The following is a 19,000-nucleotide window of genomic DNA, read 5'->3' as shown; positions in this document are numbered from 1 at the left end:
ACCTAGTACGCAATGGCTACCGAACAGCTTACTGCCACCGAACAGCATCCTGGCCCGACGACGACCACGCCGGCGATGAAAATCAACTTCACGTTCTCGGATACCATTTCGGGCTACGTGACCGAGTTTACGCCCAGCGAAAAAACGTTCGTCCTCGAAACCTCGGACGGGCGGCCCTTTAAGGCAGTGCTGACGACCAGCGTGTTTGCCCGCACCGTGCGCAACCTCGACGAGGGGTGGCAGGATGCCAGCGGGGTGATGTATGAACTGCTCTCGACCAAGGGCCAGTACGTGCACGCCTACGGCACGTTTTATTCGGCCGATGGCGACTCGGAACCCTTGTTTGAAGTGCAGTGGCTGGTGTTTCCGAGCACCAAGCCCGGCGAGTACCGCCAGGAAAACCAGGACTGGTGGATAAACCAGATTTCGTCCATCGCCACGAGCTACCTCAAGTGGCAGTTCAACTACCCGGCCGAGCCCATCGACTACCACAAGTACCGCACGATGCTGCACCTGGGGGGCACCAAGCACGGCGACTACCTGCAGGAAACCGACACCATCTCGCGCATGGTCTACGGCTTTGCCTCGGCCTACATGCTCACCGGCAAGGACGAATACCTGGAGGGCGCCGAGAAGGGCACCGAGTACCTGCGCGACCACCTGCGCTTCTTCGACCAGGATGAGAACCTGATATACTGGTACCACGGCCTGAAGGTGGACGGCGACCAGGAAACCAAGCTGCTGACCTCGGAATTTGGCGACGACTTCTACTCGATACCCATGTACGAGCAGATTTACGCCCTGGCCGGCCCCACCCAGACCTTCCGCCTGACCGGCGACAAGCGCATTCTGAAGGACATCGAGCTGACGATTGACTTGTTTGAGAAGTACTACAAGGACAACGAGCAGGGCGGCTACTTCTCGCACCTCGAGCCCATTGGCCTCGACCCGCGCGACCCCTCGCTGGCCCACAACCAGGCCCGCAAAAACTGGAACTCGGTGGGCGACCACGCCCCGGCCTACCTCGTGAACCTGTACCTGGCCACCGGCGAGCAGAAGTACGCCGACTTCCTGGAGTACACCTTCGATACCATCACCAAGTACTTCCCCGACTACGAAAACAGCCCCTTCGTGCAGGAGAAGTTTATGGAAGACTGGAGCAAGGACCAGACCTGGGGCTGGCAGCAAAACCGCGCCGTGGTGGGCCACAACCTCAAAATTGCCTGGAACCTGATGCGCATGCAGTCGCTCAAGCCCAAGCAGGAGTACCTGGACTTCGCCACCAAAATCGCCGAAATCATGCCCGAGGCCGGCTCCGACCAGCAGCGCGGCGGCTGGTACGACGTGGTGGAGCGCGTGGACAAGCAGGGCAAGCACCACAAGTTTGTGTGGCACGACCGCAAGGCGTGGTGGCAGCAGGAGCAGGCCATCCTGGCCTACATGATTCTGCACGGCATCCTGGGCAATGAGGAGTATTTGAAGTACGCCCGCGAGTCGGCTAACTTCTACAACGCCTTCTTCCTCGACACCGACGAGGGCGGCGTGTACTTCAACGTGCTGGCCAACGGCATGCCCTACCTGCTGGGCACCGAGCGCTTCAAGGGCAGCCACTCGATGAGCGCCTACCACAGCACCGAGCTGTGCTTCCTCTCGACGGTATACACCAACCTGCTCATCACCAAGAAGCCAACCTACTTCTACTTCAAGCCCTACCCCGGCGCCTTCAAGGACAACGTGCTGTACGTGTCGCCCGACATCCTGCCCAAAGGCAGCGTGCGCATCGCGGAGTGCTTCATCGACGACCAGCCCTACGCCAACTACGACGCCGACGCCCTCACCGTGCAGCTGCCCGACACCGACAAGCAGGTGCGCGTGAAGGTGCTGCTGGCGCCGGCGGGCTAGGGTGCATTTGGCCTCCCCGAGGGCCGTTGGCCGCTGCCAGGGCCCTCGGGGAGGCCACTTTTTTACTACCTCTTTTTTACTAGTTATTATGACTGCAACCACAAGCACGGTCGAGGACATTACCGTCGTGACGGCCGAGGGCAGCATCGACAGCAAAACGGCCGGCGAGTTCGAGCGCACGGCCCTGACGGCTATTCAAGGGCAGCGCGAAGTGATAATCGACCTCACGCAGGTGGATTTTCTGTCGAGCGCCGGCCTGCGCGTGCTCCTGGTGGTGTACCGCCAGCTCAAGGCGAAGAATGGCCAGGTAGTGCTGGTGGGCACGTCGGAAGACATCAAGGACGTGATGAGCGACACCGGCTTCCTAAGCTTTTTCAGCACGGTTGACACGCTGGCCCAAGGGCTGGCCCTTTTGCAAGCGAAGTAATGGCCAAGAAACCCACTCCCGCGCCGCCCAACGGCGCCGACGCTAAGCCCGCGCCCAAGCCCCGCGCCCCGCGCAAGCCCAAAACCCAGGTGCTGGCGGCCGAGCCCGCCCTGGTAGAGGTGCCCGGCGAGGCCGGCCCCCCGGCCGTGGTAGAAGCCGCGGCCCTCGCCACCGATACCCCCCCGGCCACGCCCCTAGGCCCGAGTAGCGCCCCCACGGGCCCGGCCAGCGCCAGCGAAACGCGCATCGACTATTACCCCACCCACGAGCACCTAGGCTACAAGTTCCGGCGCGGCCACGTGCTGCCGTTTGGCGCCACGATGGTGACGGGCGGCATCAATTTTAGCATCTACTCGGCGGCGGCTACCGACTGCACGCTGGTGCTGTTTGAGCGCGGGGCCGAGGCGCCGTTCGTGGAAATTCCGTTCCCCGACGAGTTTCGGGTGGGCAACGTGTACAGCATGATAGTATTCGAGCTGGACTACGAGCGCCTGGAGTACGGCTACCGCATGAGCGGCCCCTGGAACCCCGAGGCCGGCCACCGCTTCAACCCCGACATTATCTTGAGCGACCCCTACGCCAAGGTAATTGGCGGGCGCGACACCTGGATGGCCCCGCCCAACTGGGACAACGTGTACCCCTACCGCTCGCGCCTGGCTTTCGAGGACTTCGACTGGGAGCACGACCACCCGCTGGAAACCCCCATCGAGGACCTGATTGTGTACGAGATGCACGTGCGGGGCTTCACGCAGCACCCCTCGTCGGGGGTGCGCAACCGGGGCACGTTTAGCGCCATGCGCGCCAAGATTCCCTACCTCAAGGAGCTGGGCGTGAACTGCGTGGAGCTGCTGCCCATCTACGAGTTCGACGAGTGGGAGGGCAACCGCACCAGCCCCCTCACCGGCGAGCCGCTGGTCAACTACTGGGGCTACAGTACGGTCAACTTCTTCTCGCCCAAGGCGGGCTACGCCGCCACCGGCCGCTTCGGCATGCAGGTGGACGAGCTGAAAACGCTCATCAAGGAATTGCACAAGAACGGCATTGAGGTGCTGCTCGACGTGGTGTTCAACCACACGGCCGAGGGCGACCACCGCGGGCACACCATTTCCTTTAGGGGCGTCGATAACAAGACGTACTACATGCTCACGCCGGAGGGCTACTACTTCAACTTCTCGGGCACCGGCAACACCTTGAACTGCAACCACCCCGTGGTGCGCAACATGGTGCTCGACTGCCTGCGCTACTGGGCCGCGGAGTACCACATCGACGGCTTCCGCTTCGACCTCGCCGCCATCCTAGGGCGGGCGCAGGATGGCAGCCCCCTGGCCAACCCGCCGCTGCTGGAGTCTTTGGCCTACGACCCCATCCTGGCTAAGTGCAAGCTCATTGCCGAGGCCTGGGACGCGGGCGGGCTCTACCAGGTGGGCTCGTTTCCGGCCTACGGGCGCTGGGCCGAGTGGAATGGTAAGTTCCGCGACGACGCCCGGCAGTTCCTGAAGGGCGACGAGAACAAGGTGGGCGCCATGATGGAGCGCGTTACCGGCTCGCCCGACCTCTACAGCCAGCGCGGGCCCACGGCCAGCATCAACTTCATCACCTGCCACGACGGCTTCACGCTCTACGACCTGACGGCCTACAACGAGAAGCACAACGAGGCCAACGGCGAAAACAACCAGGACGGCGGCAACGACAACGACTCGTGGAACTGCGGCTGGGAGGGCCCGACCGCCGACGAGAGCATCAACTTCTTGCGCCACAAGCAGCTAAAGAATGCGCTGGCCATGCTGCTGGTGAGCCAGGGCGTGCCCATGCTGCTGATGGGCGACGAGGTGGGCCGCACCCAGAAGGGCAACAACAACACCTACTGCCAGGACAACGAGCTAAACTGGTTTAACTGGGACGACCTGAAAACCAACGCCGACCTGTTCAACTTTGCCAAAAGCCTGGTGCACTTCCGGCGGCAGCACCCGGTACTGCGCAGTCACCTGCACTTCCGCCACCAGGACTACGTGGGCAGCGGCTACCCCGACGTGAGCTTCCACGGCACCCGTGCCTGGCAGCCCGATAGTAGTGCGGGCGCCCGCGCCTTTGCCTTTATGCTGTGCGGCAAGCACGCCAAGCAGGGCATCGTGCAGGATAACATCCTGTACATCGCCTTCAACATGTACTGGGATGCCCTCGACTTCGAGCTGCCTGGCCTGCCCGAAGACCAGGACTGGCACGTGTTTGCCAACACCGCCCTGGCCGCGCCCGACGACGTGCACGCTCCCGGCACCGAGCTGCACCTCGACAACCAAAGCAGCTTCCTGGTGGGCCCGCGTAGCGTGGTCATCCTGGTAGCCAAGTAAGCGGGGCTAGTGGCGGCTGCCCCCCTAGGCCCCTCCGCCCCGGCCAAGGGCCTAGGGTCAGTTTCTGCTAGCTCCCTACTTTTTTACCCGTCATGGAAAACCACATTCCCACCACCAGCAACACCCGGCGCCAGGGCCAGCGGCGCCAAGCGGCCCTCTACGCCACCGTGTCGAGCCCCGAGGCCGTGCTGCGGCCGGCCTTTGTGCCCGGCACCGCTTCTTCCACACCCCTTCTTTCATCTCCCCTCATGAGCCTGACTATCAAATCCGAAACCAAGAAAGTAGCCACCATCGCCCTCACCGGGGAAGTCGACTCGCTATCGGCCCGCGAGTTTCAGAAAGAAATCGAGAAGCTGGCCGCCGAAAAGCCCGACGTGCTGGTGGTGCAGGCCGAGCAGCTGCAATTCATCTCGTCGGCGGGCCTGCGGGTACTCATTTTCGCCAAGCAGAAAATGGGCACGCACCTGGCCCTCTACATCGTGAAAGCCCCCGAGTCGGTGGTGGAAACGCTGGAAAAAACCGGCCTGCAAAACAGCCTCCACATCGTGGACCACTACCTGTAGGCTACTTGCCCCGCCGCGCGGCCCGCCCCGACCCCGCGGGCCGCGCGGCCGAGCTAGCTAGCGGGCCGCCGACCCTAAGTGACTTATAAACCATTACGCCTGATAGAGTTATGGAACGAATCACCTTCGCGGGCACGCTCGATGCGCTCGACGGCATTCGGCGGGTGGTGAAGGCGCAGGCCGAAGAAGCTGGCCTGGCCCGCAAACCCACCTACAACTTGCTGCTGGCCGTGGATGAGATTGCTACCAACATCATCACCCACGGCTACGAGGAAAACAACCTGAGCGGCCCGGTAGACCTGCTGACCGACTGCTCGAACGAGTGCTTTACGGTGGTGCTCGAAGACGAGGCCCCCGCCTTCGACCCCCTGCACCACCAGCTGCCCACCGACGAGCTGTTTGCCCGGCCGCTGGAGGAGCGGCCCATTGGGGGGATGGGTATTCACCTCACCATCAAAGGAGTAGATAAGTTTAGCTACGAATACCTGGGCGGGCGCAACCGCAATATTTTTTGCATGAACGTGCCCGAGCTGCCCCCGGCCCCCTAGGCCCGCGCCGCCCGCGCCCCGGCCCCAGCCGGCAGCGACGGGTAAGTTATATAGCTATAAAACAGATAATTAGGGCTTGCGGACCAGCTGCTGCTGAGTTGGCGAGCCACTCAGTTCTCAATCTATTTTCCGCTTTTAGTATCAGGGAAGAGTAACACGATGGAGGTGCTGACCCAAACTGTGCAGGGGAATCCGTTTCCGGGGCTGCGAAGCTTCGACACGGCCGACGCGCACCTATTTTTTGGCCGCGACCGCCAGATTCAGGACTTGCAGGAGCGGCTGACGCGCACGCGCTTTTTGGCCATCGTGGGCTCGTCGGGCAGCGGCAAGTCGTCGCTGGTTAAGGCCGGGCTCATCCCGCAGCTGGTAGCCCACAACATCAGCAGCTCGCACTACGAGCGCTGGCGCATCGTCACCTTCACGCCCGAGTCGACGCCCATCCGCAACCTGGCGCTGGCGCTCTACAACTCGTTTATTGAGCACGACCGCGACTTTGCCCGGCAGCATACCCTGGATGAGGTAGAGGAGCAGCTGCGCACCAACCCGGCCGTGCTGGCCACCTGGTGCGTGCGCGAAAACCTGCTGGTCAACATCGACCAGTTCGAGGAGCTGTTTCGCTACGACCAGCACGGGCGCACCCACCGCGATGCGAAGGTGTTTATCAAGCTCATTCTGGGCTTTAGCCGGGCCGTGGAATATCCCATCTACGTGGTGCTCACCATGCGCTCCGACTACCTGGACCAGTGCACAGCCTACCCCGGCCTGACCGATGCCATCAACAGCGGCTCGTATTTGCTGCCGCAGATGCGCGATGCCGAAATCTGGCAGGCCATCACCACCCCCGTGGCCCTGATGGGGGCCAGCCTCTCGGACGAGCTAACCCAGCGCCTGCGCCAGGACCTGGGCCGCGAGGGCCAGCAGTTGCCCGTGCTGCAGCATGCGCTGATGCGCACCTGGAACTACTGGCAGCGCAACCGCCGGCCCGACGACCTGACCATCGACCTGAACGATTACGAGGCCATTGGCACCATTCAAAACGCCATTTCACAGCACGCCGAGGAGGTGTACCGCAGCCTGCCCGACGAGAAAAGCCAGCTGGCCACCGAAAAGCTGTTTCGGGGCCTGATTGTGCTGGGCAGCGGCAGCACGGGGCGGGTGCACCCGCTGCCGGTGGGCCGCATCAGCGAGGTGGTGGGCGTGCGCGCCGATTTGCTGCTCGACGTGCTGAGCTACTTCCGCGCGCCGGGCGTGGACTTTCTGACGCCGCCGCTGGCCGTCGCGACCGATAACAACCTGGTGGTGGACATTGCCCACGAGCGCATCCTGGACCTGTGGGCCCGCCTGCGCCAGTGGGCCGACGAGGAAACCGCCGCGGCCAAGTTCTACTTGCAGCTCAGCCAGTCGGCCGCGCTCTACCACGAGGGCAAGTCGGGGCTGTGGACCAACCCCGACTTGCAGATTGGCTTGAAGTGGCTGGCCGAAAACCGCCCCACCCAGGCCTGGGCCAACCGCTACGACCCCTACCTGGAGCGGGCGGTCAACTTCTTGGAGTACAGCCGCAAGCAGCACGACTTTGCGATGCGCAGCAACGAGGAGCGCCAGCGCCGGGGGCTGGTGCGCGCCCGCCGCTACGCGCTGGTGCTGGGGGGCGTGTCGGTTATCTCGCTGCTGTCGCTGATAGTGGCGTTGGTGCTGCGCACCCAGGCCCAGCAAAGCAGCACCGAGGCCCAGCGCGAAAAGCAGCGTGCCCTCACCGAGCGCCAGCGGGCCGAAGAGCAAACCCGCGAAGCCGTGACGCAGCAGAAGATAGCCGAGCAGCAGGAGGTCATCACCAACCAGCAGCGGCTGATGACCGAGGAGCAGCGGCAGCTGGCCGTGGGGGCGCAGCGCACGGCCGAGCAGCAGCGCCAGCTGGCCCTAGGGGCGCAGCGCACGGCCGAGCAGCAGCGCCAGGAGGCCGAAACCCAGCGCCAGGCCGCCACCGAGGCGCAGCAGCAAGCCGAAACCTCGCGCAACCGGGCCGTGGCCGCCCGCGAGCAGGCCCAGCAGGCCCAGCAGCGGGCCGAAACCCAGCGGCGAATTGCCACCTCGGCCCAGCGCGACGCCGAAGCCCAGCGGGCCAAGGCCGTGGCGCGCACCGTGGCCATCGAGGCCGTGCAGCTGCCCGACGGCACCGACCCCCAGGTGCCCGCCCTGCTGGCCCTGGCCGCCTTCAACCTCAATATCACCAACGGGGGCCAGCTCAACAACCCCGATATTTTCAACGCCCTGGCCAAAGCCGCCAACCTGCAGGTGGTGCTGCGCGGCCACACCGACAACGTGCGGGCCGTGGCCGTGTCGGGCGGGGCGAGCCCGCTGCTGGCCTCGGGCGGCGACGATGGCACGGTGCGCCTAGGGCCGGTGGCCGGCGCCAGCCAGCCGGGCCAGGTGCTGCGCGCCGCCCGCAAGGGCACCGTGGGCATCCGGTCGCTGCTGTTTGCGCCCGATGGGCAGCACCTCTACGCGGGCAACGAGGCGGGCGGCCTGCTGGTGTGGAACGTGAGCCAGCCCACGGCCACGCCCGCGGTGGTGCCCGCCCACGGCGGCGCGGTGCACACGCTGCTGTGGCAGCCCGCCAGCCAGGCGGCCCCCGGCCTGCTGGTGTCGGTGAGTGCCGACGGCACGGTGCGCAGCTGGCGCCCTAGGGCCGGGGGCGGCCTCGATTCGGTGCAGTACGCGCGGGCGCCGGCGGGCATGGCGCTGTACTGCGCCCGCTTCACGGCCGATGGCAAGCGCCTAGTGGGCGGCGCCAACAAGAACCGCATTATCAGCTTCGACGCCAAGGACTTGCGGGCGCGGCCGGCCATCTTCACCCGCGCTGGCTTTGGCAGCCGCGTGACGGCACTGGCCTTCAGCCCCACGGGCAACCGCCTCATTACGGGCAACAGCCGGGGGCTGGTGTACGCGTGGCAGCTGGCGGGCAGCCGGCCCGATACGGTGGGGCGGCTGCTGTCGGGCCGCCACACCTCCACGGTCAGCGACCTCGTGTTTTCGCCCGATGGCAAGCTGCTGGCCAGCTGCAGCGCCGACTGGACTATTCACCTCTGGGACACGGCCACCATGCTCGACCAGCAGCCGCCGGTGGTGCTCACCGATTTCGGGGGCTGGGTGATGAGCATCTGCTTCACGCCCGACGGCAAGCGCCTGATTGGGAGCAGCGCCGACCGCACGGTGCGCATCCGCACCATCGACATGCCCGACATGTACAACCAGGTGGCCCGCCAGCTCACCCGCCAGCTCACCCAGGAGGAGTGGGAGCAGTACGTGGGCAAAGATATTCCTTATCCCGAAGTCAAAAACTCTAAATAATTTCTTCTCGCTGATTTACTGGCTCTTAAGTACGAGCTGTTGGCCTTGGCGCCCCGGTGGGCCCTAGGGCCGGCGGCCCCTCCCAAGCTGCGGTAGCTCCCGCCTTTGATACGCTTCCTTATGAAAATGCTTTACCTGATAGGTTGGTGGCTGCTGCTGGCGGCTGTGGGCGGGCCGGCGGCGCGCGCGCAGAGCTGCGACGAAGCCGTGACCCTACCGGAAGCGGCGAAGCGCTACGCCAACGGCAACTTCGACGACGTATTTGCCCTGCTGGGGCCGTGCGCCAAAAACAGCGGCTTCAGCACCACCGGCCAGGTGCAGGCCTACCGGCTGCTGGCCCTGAGCTACCTGGCCGTCGATTCGCTGGCGCAGAGCCAGCGCGCCATTGGGCAGCTGCTGGTGCTGAGCCCCCAGGCCGAGCCCGACTACGCCGACCCGCCCCGCTACAAGGCCCTGTTTCAGTACGTGCGCTCGACCCAGGAGCAGGTAACGCAGGTGACGTCGGTGTCGAAGAAAGCGGAGAACATCCTGTTTGCGCCGGCCACGGTGGTGGTGCTCACCAGCCGCGACTTCGAGCAGCGCGGCTACCAGACGATGGAGCAGATGCTGCACGACCTGCCGGGCTTCGACGTGATAAAGGGCAACGGGGTGGGCTACTCCAACTTCTACCAGCGCGGCTACCGCTCCACCTCCAACGACCGAACCCTAATTCTCATCGACGGGGTGGAGGAAAACGACCTGGTGTCGAGCAGCGTGCTGCTTTCGCCGCAGTATTCGCTCTCGGACCTGGACCGGGTGGAAATCATCTACGGCCCGGCCTCTACGCTGTACGGCGCCAATGCCTTTACCGGGGTTATTAACATCATTACCAAGAGCTTCCGCAACCAGCCCGGCCCGGCGCGCATGTTTGGGGTATCGGCCCAGACGCGGGCCGGCACCTACAACACGCAGTACCTGGATGGCGTGCTGTCGGCCCGCACGCCCGACGTGGCCATCTCGCTTACCGCCCGCGCCTACCGCTCCAGCAGCCGCGACCTGTCGGTGTACCCCGAGTGGAACTACAGCGCCCGCACGGCCAACGACTACACGGGCCTGCTCGACCTGACGGGCACCGCCGCCAGCGACTACCTGAAGACGCGCGCGCTGCCCCCAAGCAGCCTCTACACCATCGGCTACGGCAGCAACGGCGCGGCCAACGCCATTCGGCTCACGCCGCAGGGGGCCGCCCGCGCCGCGCAGCTCGACAATGCCGTGTTTGGCGACAGCATCGGGGGCCAGCCGGTGGGGTTCAGCAACAACAAGTACGACTGGTTTGTACGGGGCAAAGTGGAGTTTAAGGACCTGACCATCTCGTTCTTGAACTGGCAAACCGACGAAGGCGCTACGCCCTGGTACACCAACCGCATGACCGTGCCGGCGGGTGGCAATCCGCGCTGGATAACCCACGACCGCGCTTTCTCGCTCACCTACACCAAGCAGTTCAGCGACAAGTTCTCGATTCTGAACCTGACGTCGTACCTGCTGCACGAGATTGACGGAGCCACCAACCTGGTTACCTACCGCGGGTACTACAACAACAGCTTCAGCTTCTTGGAGCTGTCGCGCGACTCGATGGCCCGCGCCATCACCACCTACCAGTACCGCATTTCCACCCAACTGCGCAACGAGCTGCGTTTGTTCTGGTCGCCGCGCACCAACCTGGATATAAACGGCGGCGTGGAAGTGCGCAGCGGCCTCATCCAGGGCAACTATATCACGTCCACCACCGGCTTTGCCGACGAGACGGGCACCATCCCGACCTCGGCGGCGGTGGTGCTGGGGGGCAATAACTTCCGCACCACCGACCTCGGCATTTACGCCCAGGCCAACTACCGGCCCGCCAAAAACCTGAAGCTGGTGGCCGGCGTGCGCGTCGATAATAACGCCGTGCGCGACAATGGCGGCTACGGCACCGTGTCGAACCCTAGGCTGGCGGCCATCTACGGCTACGGCAAGTTCGTGCTCAAGGGCATCTACTCGCAGGCGTTTAAGGATGCTTCCTTTCTGCAGAAGTACGGCACCACCACGGCCCGCGCGCTGGCCAACCCGACTTTGCAGCCCGAGCGCGTGCGCAACTTCGAGAGCAGCCTCTACTACCAGGCCACCAAGCAGCTGTCGGCCAGCCTGGTAGCCTACCGCTCCAGCTACGATAACGCCGTGGGCACGGCGCGGGTGCAGCTCGAAAACGGCACGTTCACCCAGCAGTTTCAGCCCATTGGCAGCCGCCTCATCTGGGGCTTGCAGGCCGAGGGCAGCTACAAGTCGGCGCTGCTCAACATCTGGTGGAACGCGACCTACACCCATCCCACCGACCAGGCCAACGGTCTGCGCATCAGCGACATTGCCGATTACACGGCCAACGCGGGCGGCGACTACCAGCTAGGGCGGCTGAGCGTGTACCTGTCGGGCAACCTGGTGGGCCGGCGCCGCACCGGGGCAGGTACCTCGGGCAGCCTCAACCCCCAAACCAGCTTCGACCCGTTCCTGATTCTGAATACCAACCTGACCTACCACAACTTGATTATCAACGGCCTAGCGGTGCAGGTTTCCGTCAATAACCTGCTCGATAAAGAGTACTTCGTGCCCGGCATCCGGGAAGCCAACAACATCCTGATTGCGTCCCGCTTCCCGCAGGACCGCCGCTTTTTCTCCTTAGGGGCCTACTACACGCTGCCCACGGCTCCCACCAAGTAGGGGTGGGGCTCGCACTTTCCTTCCTGCTGCTACTACGCTCCGCTATGAATGCTTACATGACTACTACCCTGTCGCCGCCCGACCTGCAACCCGAAGCCCCCTTTAGCTTGCAGCAAGTTGATTTTCAAACGCATGGCGATATAATTGGCCGGCTGCGCGTGCGGTCGTGGCGCAATGAGCGGGGCATCGACCCCCTGTTTTTTGCCCGCCCCAGCTGGGTGGAAGAGTTGGACCACCACGCCCTGCACTGGGTGATTACCGACGAAGACGAGGTGGTGGCCGCCGCCCGCCTCAGCCTGCACACCAGCCTGGCCGACGTGCCCTACGCCTACCTGCTGCCCGCCGCCGCCCACCAGCCGCTCGCCGGCCAGCTGGTGGCTTCGATAAGCCGCATGGTGGTGGACCCGCGCTACCGGGGCCACCATTTTTCGGCGGTGCTCGACCAGGTGCGGGTGGCGGCCGCCCTGGCCGCCGGCGCCACCGCCCTGACCGGGGCCACCCAGCTGAATTTTCGCCGGAAAGCCCTCAGTGACTTAGGTTTCCGCACCTTGTGCGAGCTGCGCAACGCCCCCGAGCGGCCCGACTGGCCGCTGCATTTTATGGTCTACTATGCTTCTTCCAGCCACCCTGCCGCCCTGGCGCCCCACCGCCTATAGGCTGCTGAACCTGCAGGCCGGCGAAGGACGCACGGTGCTGCTGTTCAGCCTGTACTCGCTGCTGATGGGCGCCGTAATGGCCGTCTACTACACCTGCACGACCTCGCTGTTCCTGACCAGCTTCGACCGCCAGCAGCTGCCGCTGGCCTTCGTGGCCAGTGGGGTGGGCATCTATGCCCTAGGGCGAGTGGTGCAGTGGGCGCAGCGGCGCCTGCCCTACGGCCGCGTGAACGCGGGCCTGCTGCTGGCCACGGTGCTCACGGTGGGCGGGCTGCTGGTGGCCAGCGCCCTGCACCCCAGCAAGTGGCTCTACTTTGCCCTGTTTCTCTGGAACCGCGGGTTCACCTACGTCAACGGCGTGGTATTCTGGACCACGATGGGGCGCGTTTTTGGCCTGGAGCAGTCCAAGCGCCTGTTCGGCTTCATCGGGGTGGGGGAGGTGGTGGCTTCCATCATCAGCTACCTCTCGGTGCCGCTGCTGCTGCGGGTCATCTCCACCGACTGGCTGCTGCTGCTGGCCTTTGGGCTGCTGGCGCTGTGCGCGGTGCTCATGGCCTACATCCGGCAGCGCTACCGCGGGGTGCTGGAAGCGGACAAGCCCGCGTCGGCGGCGGCGGGCCAGCCGGCCGCTGCCGGCCGGCCGGCTGCCCCTAGGGTCAGCGCGGCTGCCAAGGCCTACTACGCCCTGCTGGCGGTGCTGGCACTGCTGCCCGTGTTCGGGCTGGTATATGTCGAGTTCATGTTCACGGTGCAGTCCAAGCAGGTGTACCCCGACAAGCAGAGCCTGGCCAGCTTCCTAGGGCTGTTTTTTGGGCTGTGCTCGGTGGTCGAGCTGTTCATCAAGGTATTTCTCTACAACAAGCTCATCAGCGCCTATTCCGTCCGGCTGGGCATTGTGCTGCTGCCGGTGCTGCTGCTGTTCAGCTACGGGCTGGCGGCCAGCTACGGCGCGGCCTACGGCGCCACCTCGCTGTTCTTCGCCTACATCGCCCTGAGCCGGTTTTTTATGAGCGCGGTGCGCCGGGCCATCAGCGACCCGGCCTTCCAGGTGCTGTTTCAGCCCATTCCGGCCGCCGAGCGCACGCAGCTCCAGAGCCGCATCGAGGGCGGGCCCAAGGCGCTGGGCAACATCCTGCCGGGCTTGCTGCTGCTGGCCCTCAACAGCATCCGCAGCGTGACGCCCGTCGATTTGTGCTACGTGTTTCTGCTGCTGCTGCTGGGCTGGGTCACGTTGGCCTTCCGCATCCAGAACGGCTACCGCGCCATGCTCAACGACGCGGTGATGCGCTCGGCGCAGCACGTGTACCAGCAGCTGAGTGGCCGCCAGCCGGCCGCCCCCGCGCCCGTGCCCGCGCCGCGTTCTTTCCCGGCGCTGGTGGCCCTGGCCGCCTCGCCCGCCCCGGCCGACCGCGCCACTGCCGCCGTCGAGCTGAGCTACTCGGGGCGCTACCACGCCTGCCAGCACGTCATGCTGCTGCTGCACGACGAAGACCCCGCCGTGCGCGAGGCGGCAATAACGGCCGCCGGCCGCCTGGGCCGGGCCGAGCTGTGGCCCCGCTTGTTCGAGCACCTGGGCCAGCCGCGCTACCGGGCCGCGGCGGTGGCGGCCCTGCTGGCGGTGGGCGCCCCCATTCTGCCCTCGCTGGCCCGCTTGCTGAAGCAAGGCAACCTGCCCGATGGCCAGCAGGTGCAGCTGGTGGAGCTGGCGGCTACCATCGGCGGCGAGGCCGCGCTGCGGCTGCTGCGCGGCCACTTGCAGCACCCGCGCCAGTGCACCCGCGAGGCGGTGTTTGAGGGCCTGGCCCAGCTGCACCACCGCGCCACCGTCACCGAGCGCCCCTACCTGGGGCAGCAACTGGATGAGTACCTCGAGCAGATGGTGTGGCTGATGGCCGCCCGCGTCGATTTAGCCAGCTTCGCCTCCGACTCGGACGTGCTCAATGGCCTGCGGGCCGAAAAGACGCAGCTGATGAGCAAGATTGTGACCCTGCTCGTCATCCTCTACGGCGACAACCGGAGCGACGTCATCCGCGAGCTGATTGACTACCAGAACAACGAGTTGCGCGGCTACCTGCTGGAGCTGATAAGCACCACGCTGCCCGCCCAGGTGCGCGACCGCATCCTGCTGCTGTTCACCCCGCTGCCCCTGGCCGAGAAGCTGCGCCGCGCCGATGCCTACTACCCGCAGCAGCAGCTATCGGTGGAGGAGCGGCTGCTCGACATCCTCAACCGGGACTACAACAAGCTGGGTAGCTGGGTGAAGGCGGCCGTGGTGCTGGCCCTGCCCCAGCACCTCACCACCGACCCCACCCTGCCGCTGGTAGCCGCCGCCACCACCCCCGACGCCGTGCTGGCCGAGGCGGCGCTCTACCTGCTGCACCAGCTCAACCCCACCCGCTTCGAGCAGCTGCGGCCGCTCGACCGCCACCGGGCCGATGGCCAGCAGCTGGCCGAGCGCGTGGCCGCCGGCCTCACCGAAGCCGAGCTGCTGCTGCGCCACAAAGTGCCCCCGCCCCCCTTCGCGCCGGTGGCCAAAGCGTCCGCCCCCCCGGTGCTCGCCCTGTCCGAAATCTAGCTTTTTCCTTATTAACTACTTGTAAAGCAATGCCTCGCCAAGCTGGCGGCCTAGGCCAGTCAGCACTAAGAAAATTCCCTTACGCTGGCTCTTCGCCGGGCCCTAGGCCACCTGCCGGGCCCTAGGCAGTTTGCGCCGCCCGCGCCTTTTCTCCTTCCCATTCGTTATGACTTTCCGTTGTTTGCTTTTGCGTGGCTGCTGGCTTTGGCTGGGGCTGGTGGGCCTGCTGGCCGGGCCGGCGTGGGCGCAGGCCGACGGCGGCACGCCGCCCACCCGCTTCTACCTTCCCACGCTCTACAAGGCGCACAGCCAGAACTTCGCCCTGGCGCAGGACCGGCGCGGCGTGCTCTACGCGGGCAATTTTGCGGGGGTGCTGGAGTACGACGGCCTGGCCTGGCGCAGCATTCCCACCACCGACATCACCAAGGTGTCGGCCCTGCGCCTGGGGCGCGACGGGCGCCTGTACGTGGGCGCCAGCGGCGAGTTTGGCTACCTGCGCCCCGACAGCACCGGCCGCCTGGCCTTCGCCAGCCTGAGCGAGCACGTGCGCACCCGCTTCAGCGAGGTGCTGGCCATCCTGACCACCGCCACCGGGCCCTGCTTCGTTACCCGCGAGGTGCTGTTTTGGTGGGATGGGCGCCACCTGCGCCAGCAGGCGCTGCGCGCGCCGGTGCAGGCGGCTTTCCAGGTGGGGGAGGAGCTGTACCTGTTTCAGCCGAGCGTGGGCCTCAGCCGCTGGCAGGCCGGCCGCTGGCAGCCCCTGCCGCTGGCCGCCGACGCGCCCCGCCCCAGCGATGCCGCCGCCCTGCTGCCCCTGGCCGATGGCCGCCGCCTGCTGGCCACCAGCTCGCAGGGGCTGTACCAGCTGGCGGAAGGCACCCTGGCGCCGCTGGCCAGCAACGCCAACGCCGCCCTACTCAGCCGCCAGGTAACGGCCGGGGCCGTGCTGCGCGACCATAGCCTGGTGCTGGGCACCGCGCGCGGCAGCCTGCTGCGCCTAGGGCCCAGCGGCCAATTATTGCAAGTGCTGGAGGGCGAAGAAGGCTTGGCGGGCCAGCTCATCAACGCCCTCTTTACCGACCAGGAGGGCAGCCTGTGGGTGGCCCTCAACAACGGCCTGGCCCAGTTGGAGCTGCCCTCGCCGCTGACGCTATTTGACCAGGCGGCGCGCCAAACGGGCGAAATCAACGACATGCTGCGCCTGGGCAATACGCTGTACCTGGCGGCCAGCAACGGCCTGTTTGCCCTGGGCGACGGGGGCTTGCGGGCACTCTCTACCGGTGGCAGCAGCTTTGCGCTGGCCAGCCTGGGGGGGCAGCTCTACGTGGGCACCAGCGAGGGCCTGCACCGGCTAGCTGGCGGCCACGAGCAGGCCCTGACCACCGACTACGTGCTGGCCCTGGCCGCGGCGCGCCACGACGCTACCCATCTGTACGTGGGCACCGAGCGGGGCCTGGGGGTGCTGACGGTGCTGCCCGGCCGCGCGCCGCACTACCGCCCGGTGCCCGCCCTGAGCGAGCGCGTATTTGGGGTGAACGAGGACGCCAGCGGCAACGTGTGGCTGGAAACCCTCAAGGCGGGCCTCTACCGCTACGTTCCCGCCACGGGGCAGCTCACGCACTACGGCCGGCCTCAGGGCCTGCCCACCCAGCTCTACAACCGCCTGGCCATCACCAGTCAGGGGGTTCTGGCGTGCAACGAAAAAGGTATCTTTCGCTTCGATACGCTGCGGCAGCGCTTCGCGCCCTACGCGCCCCTAGGGGCGGCGGCCGGGTCTACCATCTGGCTCAACGACCTGGTGCAGGACTCGACCGGCAACCTCTGGGCGGTGAACGGCAACAAGCTGGGCCTCACCCTGTACCGCCGCCAGGGCAGCCGCTTTGTGGGGGTGCCCACGCCGTTTCGGCCCGTGGCGGCCTCGCCCATCAACGTGGTATACCCTGACCGCAACGGCGTGGTGTGGTTTGGGGGGCGCGACGGGCTGGTGCGCTACGACGAGCGCGTTACCAAAACCTACGCCCAGCCCTTCACGGCGCTGCTGCGCCTGGTCGAAACCGTGAACGGCCGGGTGCTGTACGCGGGCGCCACCAGCGCGGCCCCGGCGACCGTGACGCTGCCGCCGCGCGGCAACGACATCAGCTTCGATTTTGCGGCGGCTACCTACCCGGTTACCCAGGCGCTGAGCTTCCAGTACCAGCTCGAAAACTACGACGCGGGCTGGTCGGAGTGGGGGCCGGCCAGCAAGAAGGAATACACCAACCTGCCGGCCGGCGACTACCGCTTCCGGGTGCGGGCGCGCAACGTGTACGGCACCGTGAGCCGCGAGGCGCAGTACGCCTTTGCGGTGGCCGCGCCCTGGTATGCGCACTGGTGGGCCCTAGGGCTGCTGGGGCTGCTAGGTGCGGGCCTGGTATACTGGCTGGTGCGCTGGCGCCTGCGGGTGCTGGTGCAGGAAAAGCAGAGCCTCGAAAGCCTGATTGAGCAGCGCACCGAGGAGGTGCTGAGCCAGAAAGCCGAGCTGGAAAACCAGTCGGAGGAGCTGGCGGTGAAAAACGACCAGCTCGAAAAAATCGACCTCATCGTGCAGTCCATCAACGCCGAGGTCGATTTCTCGCACCTCTTCCAGAACATCCTGGCGCAGTTCTCCATCATCCGCAACATGAACAGCGCCAGCTTCTTGGTGTATCACCACGAGGAGCAGGCCTTTCGCTACCACGCCCTGCGCGCCAGCGTGGACCTCAGCCACCTGGCCGAGGCCCGCCTGACGCTGGAGCAGGCCGAGGCGCGCTACCTCACTGGGGCCGTGGAAATCTACGAGCACATCTACCTCAAGAAGGACGTGCGCTTCGAGCTGCTGGGCAACCCCGCCGACGACCTGCCCGAGCCCAAGTCGCTCATTACCATCGTGCTGGCCAACCAGGGGCAGATTGAGGGCCTGATTACCCTGGAGAATACGACCCGCACCGACGCCTTCGACCAGCGCGACTTGAGCATGGTGGGCAACCTGAAGGAGCACCTGATTGCAGCCTTCATCAAGACGCGGCTGCTGCAAAACATCGAGCACACCCTGCACGACCTCAAGGAAACCCAGGGCGAGCTGGTGCGCCAGGAGCGCCTGGCTTCGGTAGGCCAGCTCACCAAGGGCATTGCCGACCGCATTCAGAACCCGCTCAACTACGTCAAGAACTTCACCGAGTCGTCGAACCAGATACTGACCGACGTGCTCGACGCCGTGACGGCCCAGCAGGCCGCCCTGCCCCCCGACACCTACCAAAACCTGCTGACCGACTTGCAGGACCTGCGCCTGAATGCCACCACCGTGCTAGAGCACAGCAACAGCACCACCCGCATTCTGAGCGACATGAAGCGGCTGCTGCGCGAGAAGTCGCGCGAGTTTCTCGAAACCGACCTCAACATCTTTGTGGAGAGCCGCTTGCGCACCGTGCAGCAGGAGCTAAAGTCGGAATATAAGAACTTGAACGTGCAGGTGAATACCCGGCTTAGTGCCGCGCCGCTGCGGGTGCGCCTGCTGCCCTTCGAGCTGGGCGAGGCGCTGCAAGTCATTATCAGCAACGCCTACTACGCCATGCAGGAAAAATGCCGCCGCCTGCCGGGCTACGGCCCGGTGCTGGAAGTGAGCACCAGCCGGCTGCCGGGCCAGGCCGAGCTGCGCCTGCGCGACAACGGCAAGGGCATTGCCCCTGGCGAGCGCGCCAAGCTGTTTAGCCCCTTTTTCACCACCAAGCCTACGTCCAAGGGCACGGGCCTAGGGCTATTTATGAGCAAGGATATTTTGGAAGCCCACGGCGGCACCATTGAGCTGCTATCGCAGGAAGGCGAGTTTACCGAGCTGGTGCTGCGCCTCCCCCTACTTGATTACTAACCAATACCTACTACCCT

Annotated in this window: 10 protein-coding genes; all 10 read left to right on the top strand. The window is 65.5% G+C overall.

Features of this window, described 5'->3' with window-relative positions; translation table 11 throughout:
- Positions 1-12 precede the first annotated feature (12 nt).
- The 10 genes from HHL22_RS04175 (at position 13) to HHL22_RS04130 (ending at position 18,983) form a co-directional block, all read left to right on the top strand.
- Positions 13-1,902 (top strand): AGE family epimerase/isomerase, encoded by a 1,890-nt coding sequence (locus HHL22_RS04175; protein ID WP_206680685.1) that lies wholly within the window; start codon positions 13-15, stop codon positions 1,900-1,902.
- 88 nt (positions 1,903-1,990) lie between these two features.
- Complete coding sequence (locus tag HHL22_RS04170; protein ID WP_169529696.1) at positions 1,991-2,329, top strand: STAS domain-containing protein; 339 nt, start codon at positions 1,991-1,993, stop codon at positions 2,327-2,329.
- Positions 2,329-4,677 (top strand): glycogen debranching protein GlgX, encoded by a 2,349-nt coding sequence (glgX, locus tag HHL22_RS04165; protein WP_206680684.1) that lies wholly within the window; start codon positions 2,329-2,331, stop codon positions 4,675-4,677. The genes HHL22_RS04170 and glgX overlap by 1 nt, the downstream gene beginning before the upstream one ends.
- Before the next feature lie 92 nt (positions 4,678-4,769).
- Positions 4,770-5,240, top strand: coding sequence for an STAS domain-containing protein (locus HHL22_RS04160; RefSeq protein WP_206680683.1), 471 nt, complete (start codon positions 4,770-4,772; stop codon positions 5,238-5,240).
- 110 nt (positions 5,241-5,350) lie between these two features.
- Entirely contained in the window at positions 5,351-5,788 is a 438-nt protein-coding gene (locus HHL22_RS04155; RefSeq protein ID WP_169529695.1) for an ATP-binding protein, read from the top strand.
- Between the two features lie 159 nt (positions 5,789-5,947).
- Positions 5,948-9,136, top strand: coding sequence for a WD40 repeat domain-containing protein (locus HHL22_RS04150; RefSeq protein ID WP_169529694.1), 3,189 nt, complete (start codon positions 5,948-5,950; stop codon positions 9,134-9,136).
- A gap of 120 nt (positions 9,137-9,256) precedes the next feature.
- Entirely contained in the window at positions 9,257-11,869 is a 2,613-nt protein-coding gene (locus HHL22_RS04145) for a TonB-dependent receptor plug domain-containing protein (protein ID WP_169529693.1), read from the top strand.
- 56 nt (positions 11,870-11,925) lie between these two features.
- A complete protein-coding gene (locus HHL22_RS04140; protein WP_169529692.1) occupies positions 11,926-12,525 on the top strand; it encodes a GNAT family N-acetyltransferase in 600 nt (199 codons plus the stop codon).
- Positions 12,479-15,100, top strand: a complete 2,622-nt coding sequence (locus tag HHL22_RS04135) for a HEAT repeat domain-containing protein (RefSeq protein ID WP_169529691.1) — start codon at positions 12,479-12,481, stop codon at positions 15,098-15,100. Before HHL22_RS04140 ends, HHL22_RS04135 begins: the two co-directional genes overlap by 47 nt.
- A 166-nt stretch (positions 15,101-15,266) precedes the next feature.
- Positions 15,267-18,983 carry an ATP-binding protein gene (locus HHL22_RS04130; protein WP_169529690.1) on the top strand — a complete coding sequence of 1,239 codons (3,717 nt, stop codon included), beginning with the start codon at positions 15,267-15,269 and terminating at the stop codon, positions 18,981-18,983.
- The last annotated feature ends 17 nt before the right edge of the window (positions 18,984-19,000 follow it).

This window comes from Hymenobacter polaris (assembly GCF_012927305.1).
Classification (GTDB): domain Bacteria; phylum Bacteroidota; class Bacteroidia; order Cytophagales; family Hymenobacteraceae; genus Hymenobacter; species Hymenobacter polaris.
This window is presented reverse-complemented; position numbering and strand designations above follow the sequence as displayed.

Bases quoted from the DNA above. Each gene is read 5' to 3' on its own strand.
- HHL22_RS04130 (WP_169529690.1), top strand. From the start codon at position 15,267: ATGACTTTCCGTTGTTTGCTTTTGCGTGGCTGCTGGCTTTGGCTGGGG.
- HHL22_RS04170 (WP_169529696.1), top strand. From the start codon at position 1,991: ATGACTGCAACCACAAGCACGGTCGAGGACATTACCGTCGTGACGGCC.
- glgX (WP_206680684.1), top strand. From the start codon at position 2,329: ATGGCCAAGAAACCCACTCCCGCGCCGCCCAACGGCGCCGACGCTAAG.
- HHL22_RS04140 (WP_169529692.1), top strand. From the start codon at position 11,926: ATGACTACTACCCTGTCGCCGCCCGACCTGCAACCCGAAGCCCCCTTT.
- HHL22_RS04145 (WP_169529693.1), top strand. From the start codon at position 9,257: ATGAAAATGCTTTACCTGATAGGTTGGTGGCTGCTGCTGGCGGCTGTG.
- HHL22_RS04175 (WP_206680685.1), top strand. From the start codon at position 13: ATGGCTACCGAACAGCTTACTGCCACCGAACAGCATCCTGGCCCGACG.
- HHL22_RS04150 (WP_169529694.1), top strand. From the start codon at position 5,948: ATGGAGGTGCTGACCCAAACTGTGCAGGGGAATCCGTTTCCGGGGCTG.
- HHL22_RS04155 (WP_169529695.1), top strand. From the start codon at position 5,351: ATGGAACGAATCACCTTCGCGGGCACGCTCGATGCGCTCGACGGCATT.
- HHL22_RS04160 (WP_206680683.1), top strand. From the start codon at position 4,770: ATGGAAAACCACATTCCCACCACCAGCAACACCCGGCGCCAGGGCCAG.
- HHL22_RS04135 (WP_169529691.1), top strand. From the start codon at position 12,479: ATGCTTCTTCCAGCCACCCTGCCGCCCTGGCGCCCCACCGCCTATAGG.